The organism is Chromohalobacter marismortui (assembly GCF_004364315.1).
GTDB classification, from domain to species: domain Bacteria; phylum Pseudomonadota; class Gammaproteobacteria; order Pseudomonadales; family Halomonadaceae; genus Chromohalobacter; species Chromohalobacter marismortui.
Genome location: NZ_SOBR01000002.1, coordinates 253,612 through 272,755, shown reverse-complemented (window position 1 = coordinate 272,755; position 19,144 = coordinate 253,612). Strand labels below are relative to the sequence as shown.

Here is a 19,144-nt window from a genome sequence, read left to right as displayed (position 1 = left end):
TTCTGCGGCGCCGGCGGAACCAGGCTGCTATCGAGACTGAGCATAGGAGGTCGGCATGACCTACTTCATTGATCGACGCGCCAACGCCAGGCACAAGAGCGCCGTCAACCGTCAACGCTTCCTGCAGCGCTATCGCACCCATATCAAGCGCTCGGTGGAGGACGCGGTCAATCGACGCTCGATCACCGACATGGAGCGTGGCGAGCAGGTGTCGATTCCCGCCAAGGATATATCCGAGCCGGTCTTTCAGCATGGCCCTGGCGGCACGCGGACCATCGTCAGCCCGGGCAACAAGGAGTTCGTCGAAGGCGACCGCTTGCGGCGTCCGAGTGGCGATGGGGCGGGCGGCACGGGGGAGGGGGGCGCCGCCCATCAGGGGGAGGGGGTGGATGAGTTCGCCTTCACTCTGAGCCGTGAGGAATTTCTCGATTTCGTCTTTGACGGTCTGGCGTTGCCACATCTCGAACGCAAGCAGTTGCGCGATCTTGATGAGGTGCGTCCGGTGCGCGCCGGGGTAACGCGTGACGGTGTGCCGTCACGGATCAACATCGTACGTTCGATGCGTGAAGCACAGGCGCGGCGTATCGGCATGCGCGCGCCCATCAAGCGTGCCCTGCGCGAAGCCGAGGAAGCGCTGGAGGGGGAGGAGCGCAAGGACCCGGTGCTGCGCAACCCGACGCGTATCCATGAGCTCAAGGCCGAGATCGAACGTCTGGAGAAGCGTCTGGAGGCGGTACCGTTCATCGATACCTACGACCTGCGCTACAACAACCTCGTCGACCAACCCCAGCCCTCCAACAAGGCGGTGATGTTCTGCATCATGGATGTCTCAGGGTCCATGACCCAGGGACACAAGGACATCGCCAAACGTTTCTTTCTGTTGCTGTATCTCTTCCTGGAGCGCAACTACGAGAAGGTCGAGCTGGTCTTCATTCGTCATCACACTGCGGCCAAGGAAGTCGATGAGGAAGAGTTCTTCTACTCGCGGGAAACCGGGGGGACCATCGTGTCGAGTGCATTGACGCTCGTCGATGAGATCATCGCCAAGCGCTATTCGCCCGCGCAATGGAATCTCTACGTTGCCCAGGCCTCCGACGGTGACAACTGGGATGACGATTCGACGACCTGCCGTGATCTGCTCATGTCGTCGCTGATGGCCAAGCTCCAGTACTACACCTATGTGGAGATCACGCCGCATTCACATCAGGCCTTGTGGGAAGAATATGAGCGTGTGCAGGCACGTCACCCTGAGCGCTTCGCGATGCAGCAGATCGTCGAGTCGGGCGATATCTATCCGGTCTTCCGCAAGCTTTTCCGCAAGCGCACCGCGCAATGAGGCGCCGCGCCGAGGAGGTGACATGAGTACCCCATCGACCCCCATCGCCACCGGTTCGGACTGGAATTTCGAGATTTTGACGGCCTATGAACGCGAGATCGCTCGGTTCGCCAAGGACTACCGTCTGGATATTTATCCCAATCAAATCGAGATCATTACCTCCGAGCAAATGATGGATGCCTACGCCAGCGTGGGCATGCCGGTGGGCTATCATCATTGGTCCTTCGGCAAGCAGTTCCTGTCCGTCGAGCAGGCCTATCGGCGTGGCCAGATGGGGCTGGCCTACGAACTGGTCATCAACTCCGATCCCTGCATTGCCTATCTCATGGAAGAGAACACCCTGATGATGCAGATTCTGGTCATGGCGCATGCGTGCTACGGCCACAACTCGTTCTTCAAGGGCAATTACCTGTTTCGAACCTGGACCGATGCCTCGGCGATCGTCGATTACCTGGTGTTCGCGCGCAAGTACATCGCCGAATGCGAACAGCGCCATGGCATCACGGCGGTGGAGCAGCTCCTTGATGCCTGTCATGCGCTACAGAACTATGGGGTCGATCGCTACAAGCGCCCCTCGCCGATTTCCTCGGAGGAAGAGGCGCGCCGCCAACAGGAGCGTGAAGCCTATCTCCAGGCGCAGGTGAACGCCTTGTGGCGGACGATTCCGGGGACGTCGCCACACTCTGAGTCGGAGACCTTCGTGGCGGACGACGACGATCCGCTGGGACTCCATCAGCACGGACGCTATCCCCCCGAGCCGCAAGAAAATCTGTTGTATTTTCTGGAAAAGAACGCCCCGCTTCTCGAGTCGTGGCAGCGGGAAATCGTCCGCATCGTGCGTAAACTGGCGCAGTATTTTTATCCCCAGCGCCAGACCCAGGTGATGAACGAGGGGTGGGCGACATTCTGGCACTATACGCTGATGAATCGGCTCTATGATGAAGGACTGATCGATGAGGGCATGATCCTCGAGTTCCTGCATTCGCATACCGCCGTCGTGCAGCAGCCAGGATTCGACAGCCCCCATTTCAGCGGAATCAATCCTTATGCCTTGGGATTTGCGATGTTCTCGGACATCCGTCGCATCTGCGAGTCTCCCAGCGGGGAAGACTACGAATGGTTCCCGGAGATCGCCGGCAGCGATTGGCTGGAGACGGTGCATTTCGCGATGCACAACTTCAAGGACGAGTCGTTCATTCAGCAGTTTCTGTCGCCCAAGGTGATTCGCGATCTCAAGCTGTTCAGCCTCGTCGATGACGATCGCGACGAGATGCTCACCATCAGTGCCATTCATGATGAGCGTGGCTATCTTCGCGTCCGCGAGGCACTGTCCGCGCAATATGCCCTGTCGCTTCGCGAGCCCAATATCCAGGTCTGGGAGGCCGATATTCGTGGCGACCGTTCGCTGACCTTGCGCCATGTCCAGGATCAACGCCGGCCATTGGGCAAGACGCTGTATCCGGTGTTGCGCCACCTGCACCAGCTATGGGGGTTTACGGTCAAGCTCGAATCGGTGGAGGACGGCGAGGTCGTGCGTCGTTATCAATGGCCGCTGCCCGGCGATGGCGAGACGGCGGCTGAAATGCGTCGCTAGCCGCGGCGCGCAAGGCTGATATACTGGCCGCGCGCCGCCGGCAAAGTGCCGTGTCGGTGCGTTCTGAGCGTGCCGGTGGTAAATCCGGTGCAGTGCCCCGAGTGAAGGTAGGCAGTAGGAGAGTGTCATGCAAAGCGCGGTGATTCTGATCGACGTGGAAAAGGGGCAGACCAATGGGGTCGCCCAGCGACTGGCCGAACTGGAAGGGATCAGCGAGGTATTTTCCACCTGCGGCCGCTATGATTTGGTCGCGATTGCGCGCACGCGTGATTTCGAATCCCTGGCTCAGCTCGTGACAGAGCGCCTGATGCAGGTCGAGGGCATCCATGATACCGAGACCCTCAATGCCATGCAGGTCCATTCCCGCCACGACCTTGAAACCATGTTTTCATTGGGGTGGTAGCAGCGCTCGTCGTGTGCGCCCTTCTCCCGCATTCAACGTTTCGTTTTCGCAAGACAAGGATACACCGCCGGCATGATCGCCGTTATTTCCTATCAGCTGCGGCGCTTGGTGCGTGGCACGGGCATTGCCTTGATCTTCGCCGTGGTCGGGTCCGGGCTGTGGTATTGGCAGGAGCGCGAGGTTCGAGAGCGACTCAGTTGGATGGGCGTGCCTGAGTGGCAAACGACCAGCTGGCAGGGGTTCAACCGGGTGCTGCGCAACGATGGTTTTCTGGTCGGGTGGTCGGATATTCGGGTCAGCCCGCTGTGGGTCAGTTACGTGCTACAGGAGACGGCGGATGGTCCCATCGGCGAGCGGCCGAACGGGTTTGCACGCGATTGGCGTTCTCTATGGCCGGTGACCTCGGGTCAGTATACGCGCAGTGGTTACGATCGCGGCCATCTGGCCCCTAACTACGCCATTGCCCGCGTGTACGGTCGTGATGCGCAGCTCGATACCTTTCGCATGACCAATATTACCCCCCAGCGCCCTGATTTGAATCGGCGCGTATGGCAGCGTCTGGAGGAAGTCGTCATGGACGACTTCCTGCCGCGTTTCGGGCAGCTCCAGGTAGTGACAGGGCCGGTCTTCGACGCTCGGTTTCTGCATCGCATCGGGTTCACCCAGGTGCCCGCGGCGTTCTACAAGATCATCGTCGTACCCGGCGAGCATCCTCGGGCGCTGGCGTTTCTCGTGCCGCAAACGGTGCATGGCGATGAGCCGCTGGACCGCTTTCTGGTGAGCATCGACGAGCTCGAGGCGCGGACGCGCCTCGATTTCTTCCCGCGTCTTGCCGATGAAGTCGAGACGCCGCTGGAATCACAGATCAAGACACGAGGCTGGGCGCTGGAGCGTGTCGCACGACAGCCCGGACGTTATCACTGATTCGGGCGATGGACCCCCGAGGAAGCGTTCAACTGCCGGCACAGGAAAGCGGCGGCCAGATCCAGTATGTGCGCAGCGGCGGAGACGACGCCTGCCATCTCGATGAAGCCATGCACCATTCGGGGAACCTCCTCGTACACGACCGGTACCCCGGCTGCCTCCAGCGCATAGCGATAGCGACGCCCTTCGTCAAGCAGGGCATCGTACTCTGCGGTCACGATCAATGCCGGTGGCAGGCCGCTGAAGTCGGTGGCGCGCAGCGGTGATACCCGCAGATCGGTGGTGTCGTAGCCGCCGATGAAGGGCTCGGCGAGGGCGTGCATCAAGTCGGTGGTCAGCGGCGGCACGTTGCCGTTGCGCTGACGTGACGGGAAGTCGTCCGAGTCAGGAGTGAGATCGACGCCGGGATAGAACAACACCTGCGTGCACAGCGCCACCTCGCTGCCGCGCAACTGCTGACACGCCATCGCCGCGAGTCCGCCGCCGGCACTGTCGCCTGCTACTGCCAGGCGCGATGCATCCAGACCCAGCGCGCCGGCATGGGCAGCTATCCAGCGGATCGCCGCAAGAACGTCTTCGGGACCGGCCGGTGCCGGGTGTTCCGGGGCCAACCGATAGTCGACGGCGATCACTGCCCCGCCCGAGCCGTGGGCGAGACGTCGGCAGATCTTGTCGTGACTCTCCAGGTCGCCGATCGTCCAGCCGCCGCCATGGAGATAGATGGTGGCGGGCTGGGGCGTGTCGCCAACGGCGCGCGGTCGATACAGGCGCAGTGGAATCGAGCCCAGTGGGCCGTCGGCCTCGAGGCCCCGAGTCTCGTGCATCGGCTTGGCCTCGCCACCAAGACGGTCGCCCTGCGTGCGGTAGACCTCGCGCATCTGCGCGATCGGCAGAGTTTCCAGCGGTGGCAGGGATTGGGCGGCCATCTCGCGGAGTACTGCCTGGACCTCGGGGTCGAGGCGGGTGATATCGAAGCTGTTGGGTGTCATCGTCTGTTCTCCCTTGGTAGGTGCGCGTGAGTCCGCATGCGACTGCACATGTCGCGGGCGAGCAAGGCGGTCGGCAGTATTTCAACGTCCCTATGCGTATCGAGACAGAGTATCGACGAGTGTTCAGCGAGTGTGAATAATGATTATGTATGATAACTAATGGATGCCGTACGTGATTCGATGCGCAGAGCGATGGGCGGGGGGTGTCAAAGTGCTGGCGAGAATATAAGGGCGGGATGAGACGCCGCGTGGTTGTGCGGTCTTGCCCATAAGACATCGATGGCGACGCCACAGAGGGCTATGCTGGCATGCGGATTTGGCATGCGAAGAAGTACGGTGGGGACAGGCGACAAACGGCTGGGGATTGCGGGATACATGACACGATGGTGCCCAGGAGAGGACTTGAACCTCCACGTCCATACGGACACTAGCACCTGAAGCTAGCGCGTCTACCAATTCCGCCACCTGGGCGCGTCATGAAGCTGCATCGAGACTGATGGTGCCCGGAAGAGGACTTGAACCTCCACGTCCATACGGACACTAGCACCTGAAGCTAGCGCGTCTACCAATTCCGCCATCCGGGCTTTGCCTGACGACGATCTCAAGGGAGATCGATGGTGCCCAGGAGAGGACTTGAACCTCCACGTCCATACGGACACTAGCACCTGAAGCTAGCGCGTCTACCAATTCCGCCACCTGGGCAAGGCGCGATGTATAATACCCATTTTGAGCGCGAATGCAAGCCGCGTCGCGATGCGTCATGTCTTGTTTTGCGAAAGGCAGTCATCGCCATGGTTGGGTCGTCCGGCTGTGCCCGCTATACTGGCGGCATGATTGAATTTCATAACAACGCCAGCGGCGCACTACGTCTGCTTGCCACTTCGCCTGTAAGGAAGTCATTACCATGAATCATTGGACACTCAGTGACGATCCGCATGCGGAACGTGAAGCGAGTAAGTACGACAATCCGGTTCCCAGTCGCGAATATCTGTTTGCCCGACTGGAAGAATACGGCAAGCCCATTACCCCCGAAGACCTCAGCCGCATGCTGGCAGTGGACGACGAAGAGCGCTTGGAAGGCGTGCGACGTCGGCTTGCCGCCATGGAGCGCGAGGGACAGATTCTGCGCAATCGGCGTGGCGCCTATGCGTTGATCGACAAGCTCGACCTTATCAAGGGGCGTGTCCAGGGGCATCGTGACGGCATGGGCTTCTTGATCCGGGAAGACGGCAAGAAGCCCGATCTGGTGGTCCCGCCACGTCAGATGCGGCGCGTCTTCGATGGCGACCAGGTGCTGGTGCGCGTCAGCGGCCGTGACCGCCGCGGGCGTGACGAAGCGACCATCGTCGAGGTCATCGCGCGTAACACCCAGTCCCTGGTGGGGATCTACCGCCAGAACACCGCCGAGTTCGGCGTGCTGATTCCCGAGAATTCACGCATCGCCCAGGAAGTCATCATCCCGCACAGTGTCAGTGGCGGCGCGCGTGATGGGCAGATCGTCTCGGTACGCATTACCCAGCAGCCGGCGACGCGCGTACAGCCGGTGGGCGAGGTCACGGAAGTACTCGGCGAACGCATGGACCCGGGGATGGAAATCGACATTGCCATCCGTAGTTACGAGATTCCCGCCGAATTTCCCCCCGAGGTGCATGCGCAGATCGCGGACATGTCCACATCCGTGGACGAGGCCGACAAGGCGCATCGTATTGACTTGCGTGATGTGCCGTTGGTGACCATCGATGATGAGTCCGCCAAGGATTTCGACGATGCCGTCTGTGCCTGGAAGACCAAGTCCGGTAGCTGGAAGTTGCTGGTGGCCATTGCCGACGTGTCGCATTACGTGCGTCCGGGCAGCGCCTTGGATCAGGAAGCGTTGACGCGGGGTACGTCGGTCTACTTCCCCGGCCAGGTCGTGCCGATGCTGCCGGAGTTGCTCTCCAACGGATTGTGCTCGCTCAATCCCGAGGTCGATCGTCTGGCACTGGTTTGCGAGATGAACATTTCGCCGAACGGTGCGATCAGCCGCTATCGTTTCTACGAAGCGGTCTTTCAGTCTCATGCGCGACTGACCTATAACAAGGTTGCCTCGATCCTCGACGACGAAGGACCGGAAGGCGATGCCTTGCGTGAGCAGTATCGCGACCTCGTGCCGTCGCTCAAGAATCTCAAGAGCCTTTATACGACGCTGCGCGAAGCCCGCGAGGCGCGTGGTGCCATCGACTTCGAGACCACCGAGACGGAAATCGTTTTCAACGACGCGCGCAAGATCGAGAAGATCGTGCCGCGTTCGCGCAACGATGCACACAAGATCATCGAGGAGTGCATGCTGGCGGCCAATGTGGCCACGGCACGCTTTCTCGACAAGCATGACCTGCCGGCACTGTATCGCATCCACGAGAAACCCTCGCCGGAACGCCTCGACAAGTTGCGCCTATTCCTCAATGAGTTGGGTCTGTCGCTGGGCGGAGGTGACGACCCCTCGCCGCAGGACTACCGCGATCTCGCCGAGGCGATCAAGGGCCGACCCGATGCCGATGTCATTCAGACGGTGATGCTGCGTTCGATGAGTCGCGCGGTCTATTCGCCGCAGAACGACGGTCACTTCGGTCTGGCGTATCCGGCGTATGCGCATTTTACCTCACCCATTCGCCGCTATCCGGACCTGCTCGTGCACCGCGCCATCCGCTCGGTCATTCGCGGACCGCGCCAGACCAATACGGTGCTGCGCGCCGAGGGGGCGCCGGTGGAAGCGCCCAGTACATGGGCACCGTACAGCTTCGAGCAAATGCTCGAACTCGGCGAGCATTGCTCGATGACGGAACGGCGTGCCGACGATGCCACGCGAGACGTGGAAGATTGGCTGAAGTGCGAATTCATGTCGGACAAGCTCGGTGAAGTCTTCGAGGGCACCATCGCCTCGGTAACGCAGTTCGGTGTATTCGTGCGCCTGGACGACGTCTATGTCGAGGGCCTGGTTCACGTGACCTCGCTGCCGTCCGATTATTATCATTACGAAGCCGAGAAGCATCGCCTCAAGGGCGAGCGCAGCGGCATGTCCTACCGGCTGGGTGACGGCGTGACCGTGCAGGTGGCGCGCGTCGATCTGGATGACCGCAAGATCGATTTCGAGCTGGCCGACGAAAAACCGCGTCCGCAGCGCCCTGTCCGGCGCAAGAAAGCCGATGGCGGTGCGGAGCATGCCAAGCAGGGCGCGGGACAACCCGGCAACGCGAACAAGAAAGAGCGCGATGGCAACAAGCCGCGTCGCCGTTCGCGAGGCGGCAAGGGCGGCGGCAACAAAGGCGATAAGCGTTGACCAGGCGTCGAGGGGCGGACAAGCAAGGCACCATGAAAGCGTCATCGTCACGCCGGCGTATCACGACCCCCGAAGGGCTAGACGCCGTTTATGGCGTGCACGCCGTGCGGGCATTGTTCGAGCGCGGTCAGCCGCCGCGCGAACTGTGGGTCCAGGAGGGGCGTGCCGAGGCGCGCCTGGATAGCCTGCTGGAGCATGCCCGCCTGGCGGGAGTCAAGTGCACAGGCGTTGCGCGCGACACGCTCGACGGTGTGGCCAAAGGTGCCGTGCATCAAGGCGTGATCGCCTTTGCGCCTCCACTGCAGGCTGAGAGCGAGGAAGCGCTTTGGTTCCGCCTTGGCGCCTGGCAGCAGCCGTCCCCACCGTTGCTGGTGATCCTCGACGGGGTGACCGATCCGCATAACGTCGGCGCCTGCCTGCGCAGTGCCGATGCGGCGGGCGCGCATGGCGTCATCGTGTCCAAGGACAAGGCCGCGCCCCTCAACGCCACGGTGCGAAAGGTGGCTTGTGGCGCCGCCGATGTCATGCCCGTCTACCAGGTGACCAACTTGTCGCGGGCCATGTCACGCCTCAAGACGCATGGTGTCTGGATCGTCGGGACGGCGGGGGAGTCGGCGCAGCATCTTTATCAGGTGGACCTGTCGGGCCCAGTGGCCATCGTCATGGGCGCCGAAGGCAAAGGAATGCGCCGGCTCACCCGTGAGGGCTGCGACTTGCTCGCCAAGTTGCCCATGGCGGGCAGCGTGTCGAGTCTCAATGTGTCGGTTGCCACCGGCGTGTGTCTGTTCGAAGCCGTGCGCCAGCGTCACGCTTATTGATGGGGTCGCGGCAAGTTGCAAGAAGGCTGGACGATCACTACAATTGGTCGGCTTTCCGGGCGTCATGTCGTGAGCTTGGAAACATAGAGACTTTCTCTCCTTGCTTCTCGCGGCCCTGTAGTCCTTGTACTTGGTACTTGTGAATGACAGGCCTCGTGGAAGCTGTCAAACCGTAAGGAGCTATCATGCGTCATTACGAAATCGTGTTCATGGTCCACCCGGATCAGAGCGAGCAGGTGCCGGCCATGGTCGAGCGCTATACCGGGCTCGTGACCGACAACGGCGGTACCGTGCATCGCCTGGAAGATTGGGGCCGCCGTCACTTGGCCTACCCGATCAACAAGATCCACAAGGCCCACTATGTGTTGATGAACATCGAGTGCAGCGGCGAGACCCTCGACGAAATCGAGAATATCTTCCGCTTCAACGATGCCATCATCCGTAGCCTGGTGGTGCGTTGCAAAGAGGCGGTCACCGAAGCGTCTCCGATGATGAAGCCGGCCGAAGACAAGCCGCGTCGTCGTGAAGAGAAAAGCGAGCGTCCGAACGTCGAACGTTCCGACTCGCCCGCTGACGCCGAAGCTGAAGCCAACTGATTCGTACCTCTGGAGGATAACCCATGGCACGCTTTTTCCGTCGCCGTAAGTTTTGCCGCTTCACCGCCGAAGGCGTGAAGTACATCGATTACAAGGATCTGGACACACTCAAGTCCTACATCACTGAAACCGGTAAGATCGTGCCTAGCCGCATTACCGGCACCAAGGCTCGTTATCAGCGTCAGCTGTCCACGGCCATCAAGCGCGCTCGTTACTTGGCGCTGCTGCCCTATACCGACAGCCACCAGTAAGACAAGGCGACTGGCGTAATGCAGGCACTCGCCCGTTGGGTAATGCGCGGTACGCCGCAGGCGACCATCACGGCCCTGATAGCGGCGCTGATTCCCTGGCTTTTCTGGTTGGGTGCCGCCGTCGCGGGCTTGGTCACGCTAAGGCGTGGCCTGGGGCCGGGCCTGCCCGTCGTGATCGCCGCGGCGTTGCCGGCCGGTTGGTGGTGGGTGCAGGGCGATGCCGTCCCACTCGCCAGCGTACTGCTGGTCACCTTGATGGCCACCATACTGCGCGCCCGAATGCGCTGGAACGACACGCTGATCGTCGGCACATTGGTGTGTGCGGCGATGGTGCAGTCAGGCATTTTCCTGCCACCGGGCGGCGCTGGGCCGTTGCTTGAGCAGGTGCGTCAGAATTCGGCGGAAGTCGATACCATGCTCACCGAGCTCAGTGCTCAGGGCGTCTCCAGCGAACAGCTGGCGGGCATGCTGATTGGCGGCATTACCGGGCTGGTGGTGTTGCTCGCTGCAGTGGCTTGCCTGGCATTGGCGCGTAGCTGGCAAGCGGGGTTGTACAACCCGGGTGGCTTTCGGGACGAGTTCCACGCACTGCGCTTGACTATCAAGGAGCTGTTGCTGCTGGTCGGCGTGGGGGTGCTGGGCGTCGTGGTATCCATGCCGATGGCAACGATGCTGGCGTGGGTGCCGATACTCGTGGCAGGCATTGCGCTGGTGCATGGTTGGATTGGATTGAAGGGGATGAGCGGGTTCTGGTTGGTTGGCTTCTATGCACTGTTGCTGACGACCTGGCCCACGATTCTGGTTGTGCTGTTGCTGGCCGTTATCGACATTTTCGCGGATTTCCGCGCTCGCTTGGCCGGCAACCACTGATGAGAGGTTAACGAGATGGACGTCATTCTGCTCGACAAGATTGGCAAGCTGGGCAACTTGGGCGATCAAGTCGCCGTCAAGGCCGGTTACGGCCGTAACTACTTGGTGCCCTATGGTCTGGCCGTGCCGGCCACCAAGGAAAACGTTGCCGCATTCGAAGCGCAACGTGCAGAACTCGAGGCGCAAGCCGCCGAACGCAAGGCCGAAGCCGAGGCACGTGCCGAGCAACTGTCTGAAATCGAGCTGTCGTTGGTCGCCAAGGCCGGTGACGAAGGCAAGCTGTTCGGCTCCATCGGTCCGCGCGATTTGGCCGATGCGCTGACACAGGCGGGGCTCGACGTGGTCAAGAGCGAAGTCCGCATGCCGGAAGGCCCGATTCGCCGGACTGGCGAATACGACATTACGCTGCAACTGCATGCGGAAGTCACTTCCAGCGTTCGCGTCGTGGTCGTGGCCGAGTAATCGACCCACTGCCAGGCGATATGCCGGAATGGGGCGCGGAGGGAAACCTTCGCGCCCTTTTTGTGCCGGGGCGGCCATGACGGATGCGCTCTCGAGAGTGCAACGGCCATGTTGTCGCGGCATCATATCAGTGGCCGAGGCGGTGTGCGTATCCCGTTCGCCGGCCTTCGATATCGACCGGTCAGGAAACGAGCATGAGTGAATACGTCGAACACGATCAGGAAACCGCGGCCCTCAAGGTGCCGCCGCACTCGCTGGAGGCCGAACAGTCGGTGCTCGGTGGACTGATGCTGGAAAACAGCGCCTGGGATACCGTCTCCGAGCGTCTGACCGCCGACGATTTCTATCGTTACGAGCATCGCCTGATCTTCAATGCGATGGGGCAACTTTCCGATGCGGGCCATCCGCTCGATGTGGTCACGCTCTCGGAAGCGCTGGAAAATCGCGACCAGTTGGAAAGCGTCGGTGGCTTGGCGTACCTGGCCGAGCTGGCGCGCAACACGCCGTCGGCGAGCAACATCCGCGCCTATACCGATATCGTGCGTGAGCGGGCCACCCTGCGCAAATTGATTCAAGCCGCCCATCAGATTGCCGATGGTGCATTCGCGCCACAGGGGCGTCCTTCCGACGAGCTGGTCAACGAAGCCGAACGCCTGGTGTTTCAGATCAGCGAGGACCGCCCCAAGACCGGGGGCGCAATCGGCATGAGCGATCTGCTCAGCAAGGCCGTCGATCGCATCGACGAGCTGTTCAACATGCAGGGCGAGATGACCGGCCTGTCCACCGGCTTTCGCGATCTGGACGAAATGACCTCTGGGCTGCAGCCTTCGGATATGGTGATCATCGCCGGCCGGCCATCGATGGGCAAGACGACATTCGCCATGAACGTGGTCGAACATGCAGTCATCTCCAGTGATAAGCCGGTGGTGGTATTTTCCATGGAGATGCCCGCCGATGCCTTGATGCTGCGCATGCTGTCGTCGTTGGGGCGTATCGATCAGACGCGCGTGCGCACCGGTCAACTGGAAGACGAAGACTGGCCACGTTTGACCTCGGCGGTCAACCTGCTCAAGGACAAGCAGCTGTTCATCGACGATACGGCGGGCCTCTCGCCCAACGAGATGCGCGCGCGGACGCGGCGCCTGGCGCGTGAGCATGGCAACATCGGGCTGATCATGATCGATTACCTTCAGCTCATGCAGATTCCCGGTTTTTCCGAGAACCGGACCGGTGAAATTTCCGAAATCTCACGCTCGCTCAAGGCGCTGGCCAAGGAGTTCAACTGTCCGGTGGTTGCACTATCGCAGCTCAACCGCTCGCTCGAGCAGCGACCCAACAAGCGCCCAGTGATGTCGGACCTGCGTGAGTCCGGGGCCATCGAGCAGGACGCGGATGTCATCGCGTTCGTCTATCGCGATGAGGTCTATAATCCTGACAACCCCGACAATCATGGCTTGGCCGAATTGATCATCGGCAAGCAGCGTAACGGGCCGATCGGGACCGTGCACATGGCTTTCATCGGGAAGTACACCCGTTTTGAGGATCTCGCCCCCGATAGTTACGGCCAGCATATGGGCGAGTGACGACGAGGCAAACAGGCCGGTGTTGCCTTATAATGCCGGCTCGCAAGTGAACAGGAGGGGAGATGGCGAGCGGATTTCAACGTGGCAAAAAGCGAACCCCCAAGCTCGAGGGACGTGGCCAACTGGAAAGCGTCGAACGGGAAGGGCCCTTCAAGGAATGGCTGGGGATGCCCGATCTCTACCGCTATACCTTGATCGTCGACGGTGACACCTACAGCTATCAGACCGAGGACGCAGAGCTGCCCGTCTCGGTCGGCGATCGTGTGGTCTTCCGCTACAAGGAAACCCGCGCGGGCAACTGGGTCGATCGCAACTCGCTCGGCGTGGCGATCGACCCGTCTACCTATCAGCGCGATTCTTGAGGCGCTAGTACTGCTGATTGTCGAGGCTGCGCTACTGAGGTGCGTCTCGCTGTGGCCAATGTCATATGAACGTCATGTGGCATTGGCCTAATGGCAGGATGTCTCATTCGTCTTCTACAACCTGCATTACTGAGACGACCGACGAGGCGTTGTCGACCATCGTGCGGGAAGGACGTATCGACGTCCACTTCCAGCCGATCGTGGCCATCCGCTCGGGGCGTGTCTTTGCCTACGAAGCCTTGTCGCGTGGTCCGCAAGATACTGTCTACGCGTCCCCGTTGACCATGTTCGAGGAGGCGCGCGAGCAGTCGCTGCTCGCACCACTCGACGCCGTCTGCCGTCAGCGAGCGATCACGGCTTGGGCCGGCGAAGGGCTCGATGAACTGCTGTTCATCAATGTGTCCCCGGAGGTGCTGCTCGACCCACAGCATCGCAGCGGTGAGACGCTGCGCCTGCTGAAGCGACTGAATATCCCCCCGCACCGCCTGGTGATAGAGCTTACCGAGCAGTCGCCGGGCATTGATCCCGACCTGATGGCGGATGCCGTCCGCCATTATCAATCGATGGGGTTTACGATCGCGCTGGACGACCTGGGCGAGGGGTACGCCAGTTTGCGCCTGTGGTCACAGATTCGTCCTGACTTCGTCAAACTTGACCGACACTTCGTCAGCGAACTGGATCACGATCATGTCAAGCGTCGGTTCGTGCGCGCGTTTCTGGACGTCGCCCATGGCATGGGATCGCGTGTCATCGCGGAAGGCGTGGAGCGGGAGGAAGAACTCGATTGTCTCCACGCGCTGGGAGCGGATTACTACCAAGGCTGGCTGTTCGCCCGGCCCTCGCCGGCGCCGAAAAAACAACGTGCCGATCTGGATGCGCGCCTTGTACGACTGGCTGCACGACAGGAGAGTCCGCTGCAGGAATGCGTGGCGCGACACGTCTGTAAAAGCCATCCCGCGCTGGCCATGACGGTAAGCGTCGCCGAGGCGAGCGAGCGTTTCAGTGCTGCACCGGATGTGGGGGCGATGGCCGTCGTGGATGCCCAGGCAACGCCTATCGGCGTGTTGACGCGCGAAGCGGTGATGGCCTTGGTGGGAAAACGCTTCGGCTTCGATCTGCATGGGCGCGAACCGGTGACCAAGGTAATGCGTGTGGCGCCGTTGTGCGTCGAAGTCACGGAGCCCCTCGATCAGGTGTCGCGCAAGGTCACGGGGCGCGATAGCGATCAACGCGCCGAGCCTTTCGTGGTGACGCAGCGTGGGCGTTACGTGGGCATGGGGTTGATCGTGGCATTGCTGCAGCAGATCACCGAGCAGAAGGTGGCGATCGCGCGTCAGGCCAACCCCTTGACCCAATTGCCGGGTAACGCGCCGGTTCGTGCGGCGCTGGATGCCTTCGTCGAGGCGCAGCAACCTTTCGTTGCCTGTTATCTCGACCTCGACCACTTCAAGCCATTCAATGACCGTTTCGGATATGCGCTGGGCGACCACGTATTGCTGGACGTCGCCGACACCTTGAACGAAGCCGCGGGACCGGATGATTTTGTGGGGCATGTAGGCGGTGATGACTTCGTGTTGTTACTGCAGCCACGAGCGCAACTGCAGCATTTTCTGGCGGCACTGCAGAAGGCATTCTTGGCACGCGTCGAAGCTCGCTTGCCGGCCACCGTCGTGGAGGAAGGCGGGTTCACGGCGCTGGATCGCTTCGGACACAAGCGGTTCTTCCTGCTGCCGCGTCTTTCAGTGGCGGCCTTGTGCGTGTCGAGCGGCTTGGCGCCGAAGAGTTTCGGCGATTGCTGGGGGCCGCTCAAGCAAAGTGCCAAACGTGCTGCCAATGGCCGCTTGGTGGTGCGCATGCACTAAGAAACCTTCTCGTCGCGATGAGGTCCAAGTTTGCATAGCGCGCATGTACGTCAAGGTTTTTGCCCCTTACGCGTGCGTGGTGAGACGTACATTCCTTTCCCGCTCTATACTTGCTGCAACATTCTTGTCATTCGCTCGAGGCAAGCTGGGCATGCGCTGCGATAAGCAGTGAATGTCTCGGTAATCTTCATTCTCTCAAGGAGAACATTATGGAAATAAGTGAACTCAAACGCTTCGTGGATGCGGAGCATGACTTCGAAATTCGCGTCATCAGTCACGCGGGTAGTCGTATGTACCGGGTCGAGGTAGAAGACCTCGAAGGTCAGCGCTATCCACTGATGCGACGTGGAAAACCGATGCTGTTCCGGGCGCTGGATGATGTCTACTCCGAACTCAAGCGTGCGGGTATTCATCGTGCCTATCTCGTGCAGTGGGTCGCCCACGACGAGGTCGTCGGACGCGAACCGCATTACCAGTCGCCATTGACCTCACGCATGCCGCTGGTGTTTTGAACCACTGAATGGCTGCAATTCACGCGGTCGTTGCGACGGCTATCCTTCACTCCACATTGCGTTTCCACTATTCGCCCGGCGACATGCCGGGGCCTGGGTGCCGAGGCACCGGGCATTTTCCTCCCCACGAAGTTCACTCGCCGTAGTCGCTTGCATGCTGGCCCTGCCCGTAAGGCGGCGTCCATGTCAGCGAGTCGAGAAACGTGTCCGCCTGTTGGCGTAACGCCTGACGCTTGTGCGCCGACATCTTGTCGAGCGTGCCGTATATGACCCGCATGCGCGGATTGTCGGCGAGTTGGTCGGCATGACGCTCCAGGAAGCGCCAGTACAAAGCGTTGAACGGGCAGGCGTTCTCGCCCACGCTCTGGCGCGGATCGTAGCGACATTGGGCGCAATGATCCGACATGCGGTCGATGTACTTGCCCGAGGCGCAATAGGGCTTGGAGCCCAGGTAGCCGCCGTCGGCGTGCAGGACCATGCCCAGCGTATTGGGCAGCTCGACCCATTCGCAGGCGTCGGCGTAGACCGCGAGGTACCAATCGCACAAGGCGGCAGGGCGAACATCGCAGAGCAGTGCGAAGTTGCCCGTGACCATCAAGCGCTGGATATGATGCGCATAGGCATTGTCGTGGGTCATTTCGATGGCGCGCTGCAGGCAGCGCAAGTCGGTATCGCCGTCCCAGTAGCATTGGGGAAGTCCACGGGTGGCACCGAGCTGATTCTCGCGCTTGTAGGCGGGCATGCGGTGCCAATAGATGCCGCGAACGTATTCCCGCCACCCGAGTATCTGGCGAATGAAGCCCTCGACGGCATTGAGTGGCGCCTCGCCGCGTTGCCAGGCGTCCTGCGCTGCCTCGCATACCTCGCCGGGGGACAGCAGGCCGATATTGAGCGCAGCGGAGAGTCTGGAGTGAAAGAGATAGGGTGCCGTATCGCTGATGGCATCCTGGTAGGTGCCGAACGCGGGCAAGGCCTGGGCGACGAAGTGGCGCAGATCGGCCAGGGCCTGGCGTCGGGTGACGGGCCAGTTGAAGCCCTCCAGGCGACCGACGTGATCGGCGAAACGTCTTTCGACGAGTGCCAGCACCTCCCGGGTGACGGCGTCCTGACGATGACGAGGCAGCGAGGGTGGGGGCGGTGCGTCATCGATGGGGGCACGATTGTCGCGGTCGAAATTCCACTGTCCGCCGATCGGTGCGTTGCCGTCCATCAGCAGCCCGGTGCGTCGGCGAAGCAGGCGGTAGAAGTCTTCCATGCGTGGCCGCTTGCGGCCTTCCATCCAGGCCTCGAAATCGCGGTGGGAACAAAAGAAGCGGGTGTCTTCGACGATATGCCAGCGTGGGGGGTGGAGCTGTGCCTGTCGTGCCTCCATGGCCTTCAGCAGACGCCATTCTCCCGGTCGGGTCACGTGGATCTCGTCGCAGCCGTGGCGTCTTGCCAGACGCTCCGCCTCGGCGATCAGTGAGTGTCGGTTGTCGGGGTCGTCGAGAGTCGAATAATGCACGCGATACCCCCGCTGGCGCAGATCGGCGGCGAAATGTCGCATCGCGGCGAGCATCATGGCGATCTTCTGCGGGTGGTGGGGGACGTAGCGTCCCTCTTCCTCGACCTCGCAGAGCGCGATCGTTGCCCCTGGCGGTGCATTCTGCAGTATGGGCAGCGTCAGGCTGAGTTGGTCACCGAGGACGAGTCGCAATGACTTGGACATAAGTTATCCAGATGTTGTACAAATCGTCTTCATAGTATAACGCGATAAGCGTAATATGCCTTTAGCTTGTTACACTGTCCGACACGGTTTCTTATAGGAGAGGTTTCATGGGGTCAGCACCCTTTGGTGTCATGCTCGTCAATCTTGGCACGCCCGAGGCCCCCACCACGTCGGCGGTGCGCCGCTATCTGGCGGAGTTTTTGGGTGACCCGCGCGTCATCGATCTGCCGCGCATCAAATGGTTGCCGATCCTGCACGGGATCATTCTACGCATAAGGCCGCCGCGCGTGGCCAAGGCCTATGCGTCCGTGTGGCAGGACGAAGGCTCGCCGCTGCTCGCCATCGGGCGTCGCCAGCAACGCGCCTTGAAGGAGAGATTGGCAGCGCGCATGGGTGCCGACATTCCCGTTGAATTGGCGATGACCTACGGCAAGCCGAGCATGGAGGAGGCCGGCCTGGCGTTGCGCGATGCCGGTGTCGAGCGCATCCTGGTGTTGCCGTTGTATCCGCAGTACTCCGCCACGACGACCGGTGCCGTCTTCGATCGCCTGGCGCGTGCCTTGTCGCCCTGTCCGCATCTGCCGGAGCTACGTTTCGTGCGCGATTACCACGCTCATCCGGCCTACATCGAGGCATTGGCGGACAGCATTCGCGAGCATTGGGCGGCGCATGGGCGACAACCACGGCTGCTGTTTTCCTATCATGGCATTCCCAAGCGCTATGCCGAGGCGGGCGATCCTTACCCGCGTCACTGCGAGACGACCAGTCGACTGGTCGCCGAGGCGTTGGGACTCGAGCCCGAGGCATGGCAGCAGACCTATCAATCGCGCTTCGGGCGCGAGGAGTGGCTCAAGCCGTATACCGACGATACGCTGAAAGCCTGGGGCGCCGAGGGACTCGAAGGTGTCGACGTGATCAGTCCGGCGTTCGCTGCCGACTGTCTGGAAACACTGGAAGAGCTGGAAGTCGAGAACCGCGATTACTTCACCGAGGCGGGCGGTGGCCACTATCGCTATATCCCCGCACTCAATGACCGCGCCGCGCATATCGATATGCTGGCCTCGCTCGTCGAGCAACATACCCAAGGCTGGTAAGTCAGGCGACTGCCCAAGCACCTGGGGGCTTGGGCACTTTTGTGCGCTCTGGAGGCGCCTCAGGGGAGTTTTGAATCGCCCTGGGGCGCTTCTTCAACGCTGTGCTCGTGGTCTTCCTGAAACTCCTCGGGGTCGCCGCGCGTGCGCGGGTCGCGTGCGAGCTTCTGATGCAGTGCGCTCTTGCTCAGCATGTGTGCCGACACCGGGGCCGTAATGAACAGGAAGATGGTGATCAATAACTCGCGCAAGCTGGGACCGCCGTCGAGCAGGCTGAAGTAGGTGATCGAGGCGAGCAGCACACAGCCAACGCCCAAGGTAGAGATCTTCGAAGGGCCGTGCAGGCGCATGTAGAAATCCTTCATGCGCGTCAGGCCCAGTGAACCGATCAGGGCGAAGATGCTACCGGCAATCAGGAAGAAAGCGATGACGCCTTCCATCAGGGTGTATAACGCGATCATGATCTC

General features: G+C 61.2%; 18 protein-coding genes and 3 tRNA genes. 15 read left to right on the top strand and 6 right to left on the bottom strand.

All coding sequences use genetic code 11. The annotated features are described in order from the left end of the window. Positions 1-55 precede the first annotated feature (55 nt). The 4 genes from C8E00_RS04475 to C8E00_RS04460 all read left to right on the top strand — a co-directional run bounded on the left by C8E00_RS04475 (position 56) and on the right by C8E00_RS04460 (position 4,257). Positions 56-1,336, top strand: coding sequence for a YeaH/YhbH family protein (locus tag C8E00_RS04475; protein ID WP_133695054.1), 1,281 nt, complete (start codon positions 56-58; stop codon positions 1,334-1,336). A 22-nt stretch (positions 1,337-1,358) separates the two neighbouring features. Next, positions 1,359-2,930, top strand: a complete 1,572-nt coding sequence (locus C8E00_RS04470; protein ID WP_133695052.1) for a SpoVR family protein — start codon at positions 1,359-1,361, stop codon at positions 2,928-2,930. Positions 2,931-3,057: 127 nt separating this feature from the next. Next, a complete protein-coding gene (locus C8E00_RS04465) occupies positions 3,058-3,333 on the top strand; it encodes an Lrp/AsnC family transcriptional regulator (protein ID WP_133695050.1) in 276 nt (91 codons plus the stop codon). 72 nt (positions 3,334-3,405) lie between these two features. Continuing rightward, a complete protein-coding gene (locus C8E00_RS04460; protein WP_133695048.1) occupies positions 3,406-4,257 on the top strand; it encodes a DNA/RNA non-specific endonuclease in 852 nt (283 codons plus the stop codon). On the opposite strand, the gene C8E00_RS04455 is transcribed toward C8E00_RS04460, so the two are convergent. The 4 genes from C8E00_RS04455 to C8E00_RS04440 form a co-directional block, all read right to left on the bottom strand. After that, on the bottom strand, positions 4,251-5,246 hold the full coding sequence (locus tag C8E00_RS04455; protein ID WP_133695046.1) for an alpha/beta hydrolase: 996 nt from the start codon (positions 5,244-5,246) through the stop codon (positions 4,251-4,253). The two genes, C8E00_RS04460 and C8E00_RS04455, sit on opposite strands and share 7 nt — an antisense overlap. A gap of 384 nt (positions 5,247-5,630) precedes the next feature. Next, positions 5,631-5,717 (bottom strand) — tRNA-Leu (locus tag C8E00_RS04450). Positions 5,718-5,743: 26 nt separating this feature from the next. After that, positions 5,744-5,830, bottom strand: a tRNA-Leu gene (locus tag C8E00_RS04445). A 31-nt stretch (positions 5,831-5,861) separates the two neighbouring features. Further along, positions 5,862-5,948, bottom strand: a tRNA-Leu gene (locus C8E00_RS04440). 202 nt (positions 5,949-6,150) lie between these two features. Between C8E00_RS04440 and rnr the strand changes: the two genes are divergently transcribed. The 10 genes from rnr to C8E00_RS04390 all read left to right on the top strand — a co-directional run bounded on the left by rnr (position 6,151) and on the right by C8E00_RS04390 (position 15,878). After that, on the top strand, positions 6,151-8,562 hold the full coding sequence (gene rnr / locus C8E00_RS04435) for a ribonuclease R (RefSeq protein WP_133695044.1): 2,412 nt from the start codon (positions 6,151-6,153) through the stop codon (positions 8,560-8,562). A 32-nt stretch (positions 8,563-8,594) separates the two neighbouring features. Then, positions 8,595-9,380 carry a 23S rRNA (guanosine(2251)-2'-O)-methyltransferase RlmB gene (gene rlmB, locus C8E00_RS04430; RefSeq protein WP_133695042.1) on the top strand — a complete coding sequence of 262 codons (786 nt, stop codon included), beginning with the start codon at positions 8,595-8,597 and terminating at the stop codon, positions 9,378-9,380. Between the two features lie 185 nt (positions 9,381-9,565). Further along, positions 9,566-9,976, top strand: a complete 411-nt coding sequence (gene rpsF / locus C8E00_RS04425; RefSeq protein WP_133695040.1) for a 30S ribosomal protein S6 — start codon at positions 9,566-9,568, stop codon at positions 9,974-9,976. A 23-nt stretch (positions 9,977-9,999) separates the two neighbouring features. Further along, positions 10,000-10,227 (top strand): 30S ribosomal protein S18, encoded by a 228-nt coding sequence (gene rpsR, locus C8E00_RS04420; RefSeq protein ID WP_040244525.1) that lies wholly within the window; start codon positions 10,000-10,002, stop codon positions 10,225-10,227. A gap of 18 nt (positions 10,228-10,245) precedes the next feature. Further along, entirely contained in the window at positions 10,246-11,097 is an 852-nt protein-coding gene (locus C8E00_RS04415; protein WP_133695038.1) for a YybS family protein, read from the top strand. A 15-nt stretch (positions 11,098-11,112) separates the two neighbouring features. Further along, positions 11,113-11,559 (top strand): 50S ribosomal protein L9, encoded by a 447-nt coding sequence (gene rplI / locus C8E00_RS04410; protein WP_133695036.1) that lies wholly within the window; start codon positions 11,113-11,115, stop codon positions 11,557-11,559. 194 nt (positions 11,560-11,753) lie between these two features. Then, the gene (gene dnaB, locus C8E00_RS04405) at positions 11,754-13,142 is read left to right on the top strand and encodes a replicative DNA helicase (RefSeq protein ID WP_133695034.1); all 1,389 of its coding nucleotides are present in this window, start codon (positions 11,754-11,756) and stop codon (positions 13,140-13,142) included. Positions 13,143-13,204: 62 nt separating this feature from the next. Then, complete coding sequence (locus C8E00_RS04400; RefSeq protein ID WP_133695032.1) at positions 13,205-13,504, top strand: hypothetical protein; 300 nt, start codon at positions 13,205-13,207, stop codon at positions 13,502-13,504. Positions 13,505-13,602: 98 nt separating this feature from the next. Continuing rightward, the gene (locus C8E00_RS04395) at positions 13,603-15,366 is read left to right on the top strand and encodes a bifunctional diguanylate cyclase/phosphodiesterase (RefSeq protein WP_243833110.1); all 1,764 of its coding nucleotides are present in this window, start codon (positions 13,603-13,605) and stop codon (positions 15,364-15,366) included. A 209-nt stretch (positions 15,367-15,575) separates the two neighbouring features. Beyond that, positions 15,576-15,878 (top strand): DUF6482 family protein, encoded by a 303-nt coding sequence (locus C8E00_RS04390; protein ID WP_133695028.1) that lies wholly within the window; start codon positions 15,576-15,578, stop codon positions 15,876-15,878. A gap of 133 nt (positions 15,879-16,011) precedes the next feature. On the opposite strand, the gene C8E00_RS04385 is transcribed toward C8E00_RS04390, so the two are convergent. Then, positions 16,012-17,586 (bottom strand): cryptochrome/photolyase family protein, encoded by a 1,575-nt coding sequence (locus tag C8E00_RS04385; RefSeq protein WP_133695026.1) that lies wholly within the window; start codon positions 17,584-17,586, stop codon positions 16,012-16,014. Positions 17,587-17,693: 107 nt separating this feature from the next. Between C8E00_RS04385 and hemH the strand changes: the two genes are divergently transcribed. Next, positions 17,694-18,680 (top strand): ferrochelatase, encoded by a 987-nt coding sequence (gene hemH, locus C8E00_RS04380; RefSeq protein WP_133695024.1) that lies wholly within the window; start codon positions 17,694-17,696, stop codon positions 18,678-18,680. Between the two features lie 59 nt (positions 18,681-18,739). Here hemH and C8E00_RS04375 read toward each other — a convergent pair whose 3' ends face one another. Then, the gene (locus tag C8E00_RS04375) at positions 18,740-19,138 is read right to left on the bottom strand and encodes a Na+/H+ antiporter subunit G (protein WP_133695022.1); all 399 of its coding nucleotides are present in this window, start codon (positions 19,136-19,138) and stop codon (positions 18,740-18,742) included. Positions 19,139-19,144: the final 6 nt, after the last annotated feature.

What these genes read in the sequence shown, in the direction of transcription:
- dnaB (WP_133695034.1), top strand. Translation starts at nt 11,754, where the DNA reads ATGAGTGAATACGTCGAACACGATCAGGAAACCGCGGCCCTCAAGGTG.
- C8E00_RS04400 (WP_133695032.1), top strand. Translation starts at nt 13,205, where the DNA reads ATGGCGAGCGGATTTCAACGTGGCAAAAAGCGAACCCCCAAGCTCGAG.
- C8E00_RS04415 (WP_133695038.1), top strand. Translation starts at nt 10,246, where the DNA reads ATGCAGGCACTCGCCCGTTGGGTAATGCGCGGTACGCCGCAGGCGACC.
- rplI (WP_133695036.1), top strand. Translation starts at nt 11,113, where the DNA reads ATGGACGTCATTCTGCTCGACAAGATTGGCAAGCTGGGCAACTTGGGC.
- C8E00_RS04455 (WP_133695046.1), bottom strand. Translation starts at nt 5,246, where the DNA reads ATGACACCCAACAGCTTCGATATCACCCGCCTCGACCCCGAGGTCCAG.
- C8E00_RS04465 (WP_133695050.1), top strand. Translation starts at nt 3,058, where the DNA reads ATGCAAAGCGCGGTGATTCTGATCGACGTGGAAAAGGGGCAGACCAAT.
- C8E00_RS04475 (WP_133695054.1), top strand. Translation starts at nt 56, where the DNA reads ATGACCTACTTCATTGATCGACGCGCCAACGCCAGGCACAAGAGCGCC.
- rpsR (WP_040244525.1), top strand. Translation starts at nt 10,000, where the DNA reads ATGGCACGCTTTTTCCGTCGCCGTAAGTTTTGCCGCTTCACCGCCGAA.
- C8E00_RS04395 (WP_243833110.1), top strand. Translation starts at nt 13,603, where the DNA reads ATGTCTCATTCGTCTTCTACAACCTGCATTACTGAGACGACCGACGAG.
- C8E00_RS04385 (WP_133695026.1), bottom strand. Translation starts at nt 17,586, where the DNA reads ATGTCCAAGTCATTGCGACTCGTCCTCGGTGACCAACTCAGCCTGACG.
- C8E00_RS04470 (WP_133695052.1), top strand. Translation starts at nt 1,359, where the DNA reads ATGAGTACCCCATCGACCCCCATCGCCACCGGTTCGGACTGGAATTTC.
- C8E00_RS04390 (WP_133695028.1), top strand. Translation starts at nt 15,576, where the DNA reads ATGGAAATAAGTGAACTCAAACGCTTCGTGGATGCGGAGCATGACTTC.
- rlmB (WP_133695042.1), top strand. Translation starts at nt 8,595, where the DNA reads ATGAAAGCGTCATCGTCACGCCGGCGTATCACGACCCCCGAAGGGCTA.
- rnr (WP_133695044.1), top strand. Translation starts at nt 6,151, where the DNA reads ATGAATCATTGGACACTCAGTGACGATCCGCATGCGGAACGTGAAGCG.
- C8E00_RS04460 (WP_133695048.1), top strand. Translation starts at nt 3,406, where the DNA reads ATGATCGCCGTTATTTCCTATCAGCTGCGGCGCTTGGTGCGTGGCACG.
- rpsF (WP_133695040.1), top strand. Translation starts at nt 9,566, where the DNA reads ATGCGTCATTACGAAATCGTGTTCATGGTCCACCCGGATCAGAGCGAG.
- C8E00_RS04375 (WP_133695022.1), bottom strand. Translation starts at nt 19,138, where the DNA reads ATGATCGCGTTATACACCCTGATGGAAGGCGTCATCGCTTTCTTCCTG.
- hemH (WP_133695024.1), top strand. Translation starts at nt 17,694, where the DNA reads ATGGGGTCAGCACCCTTTGGTGTCATGCTCGTCAATCTTGGCACGCCC.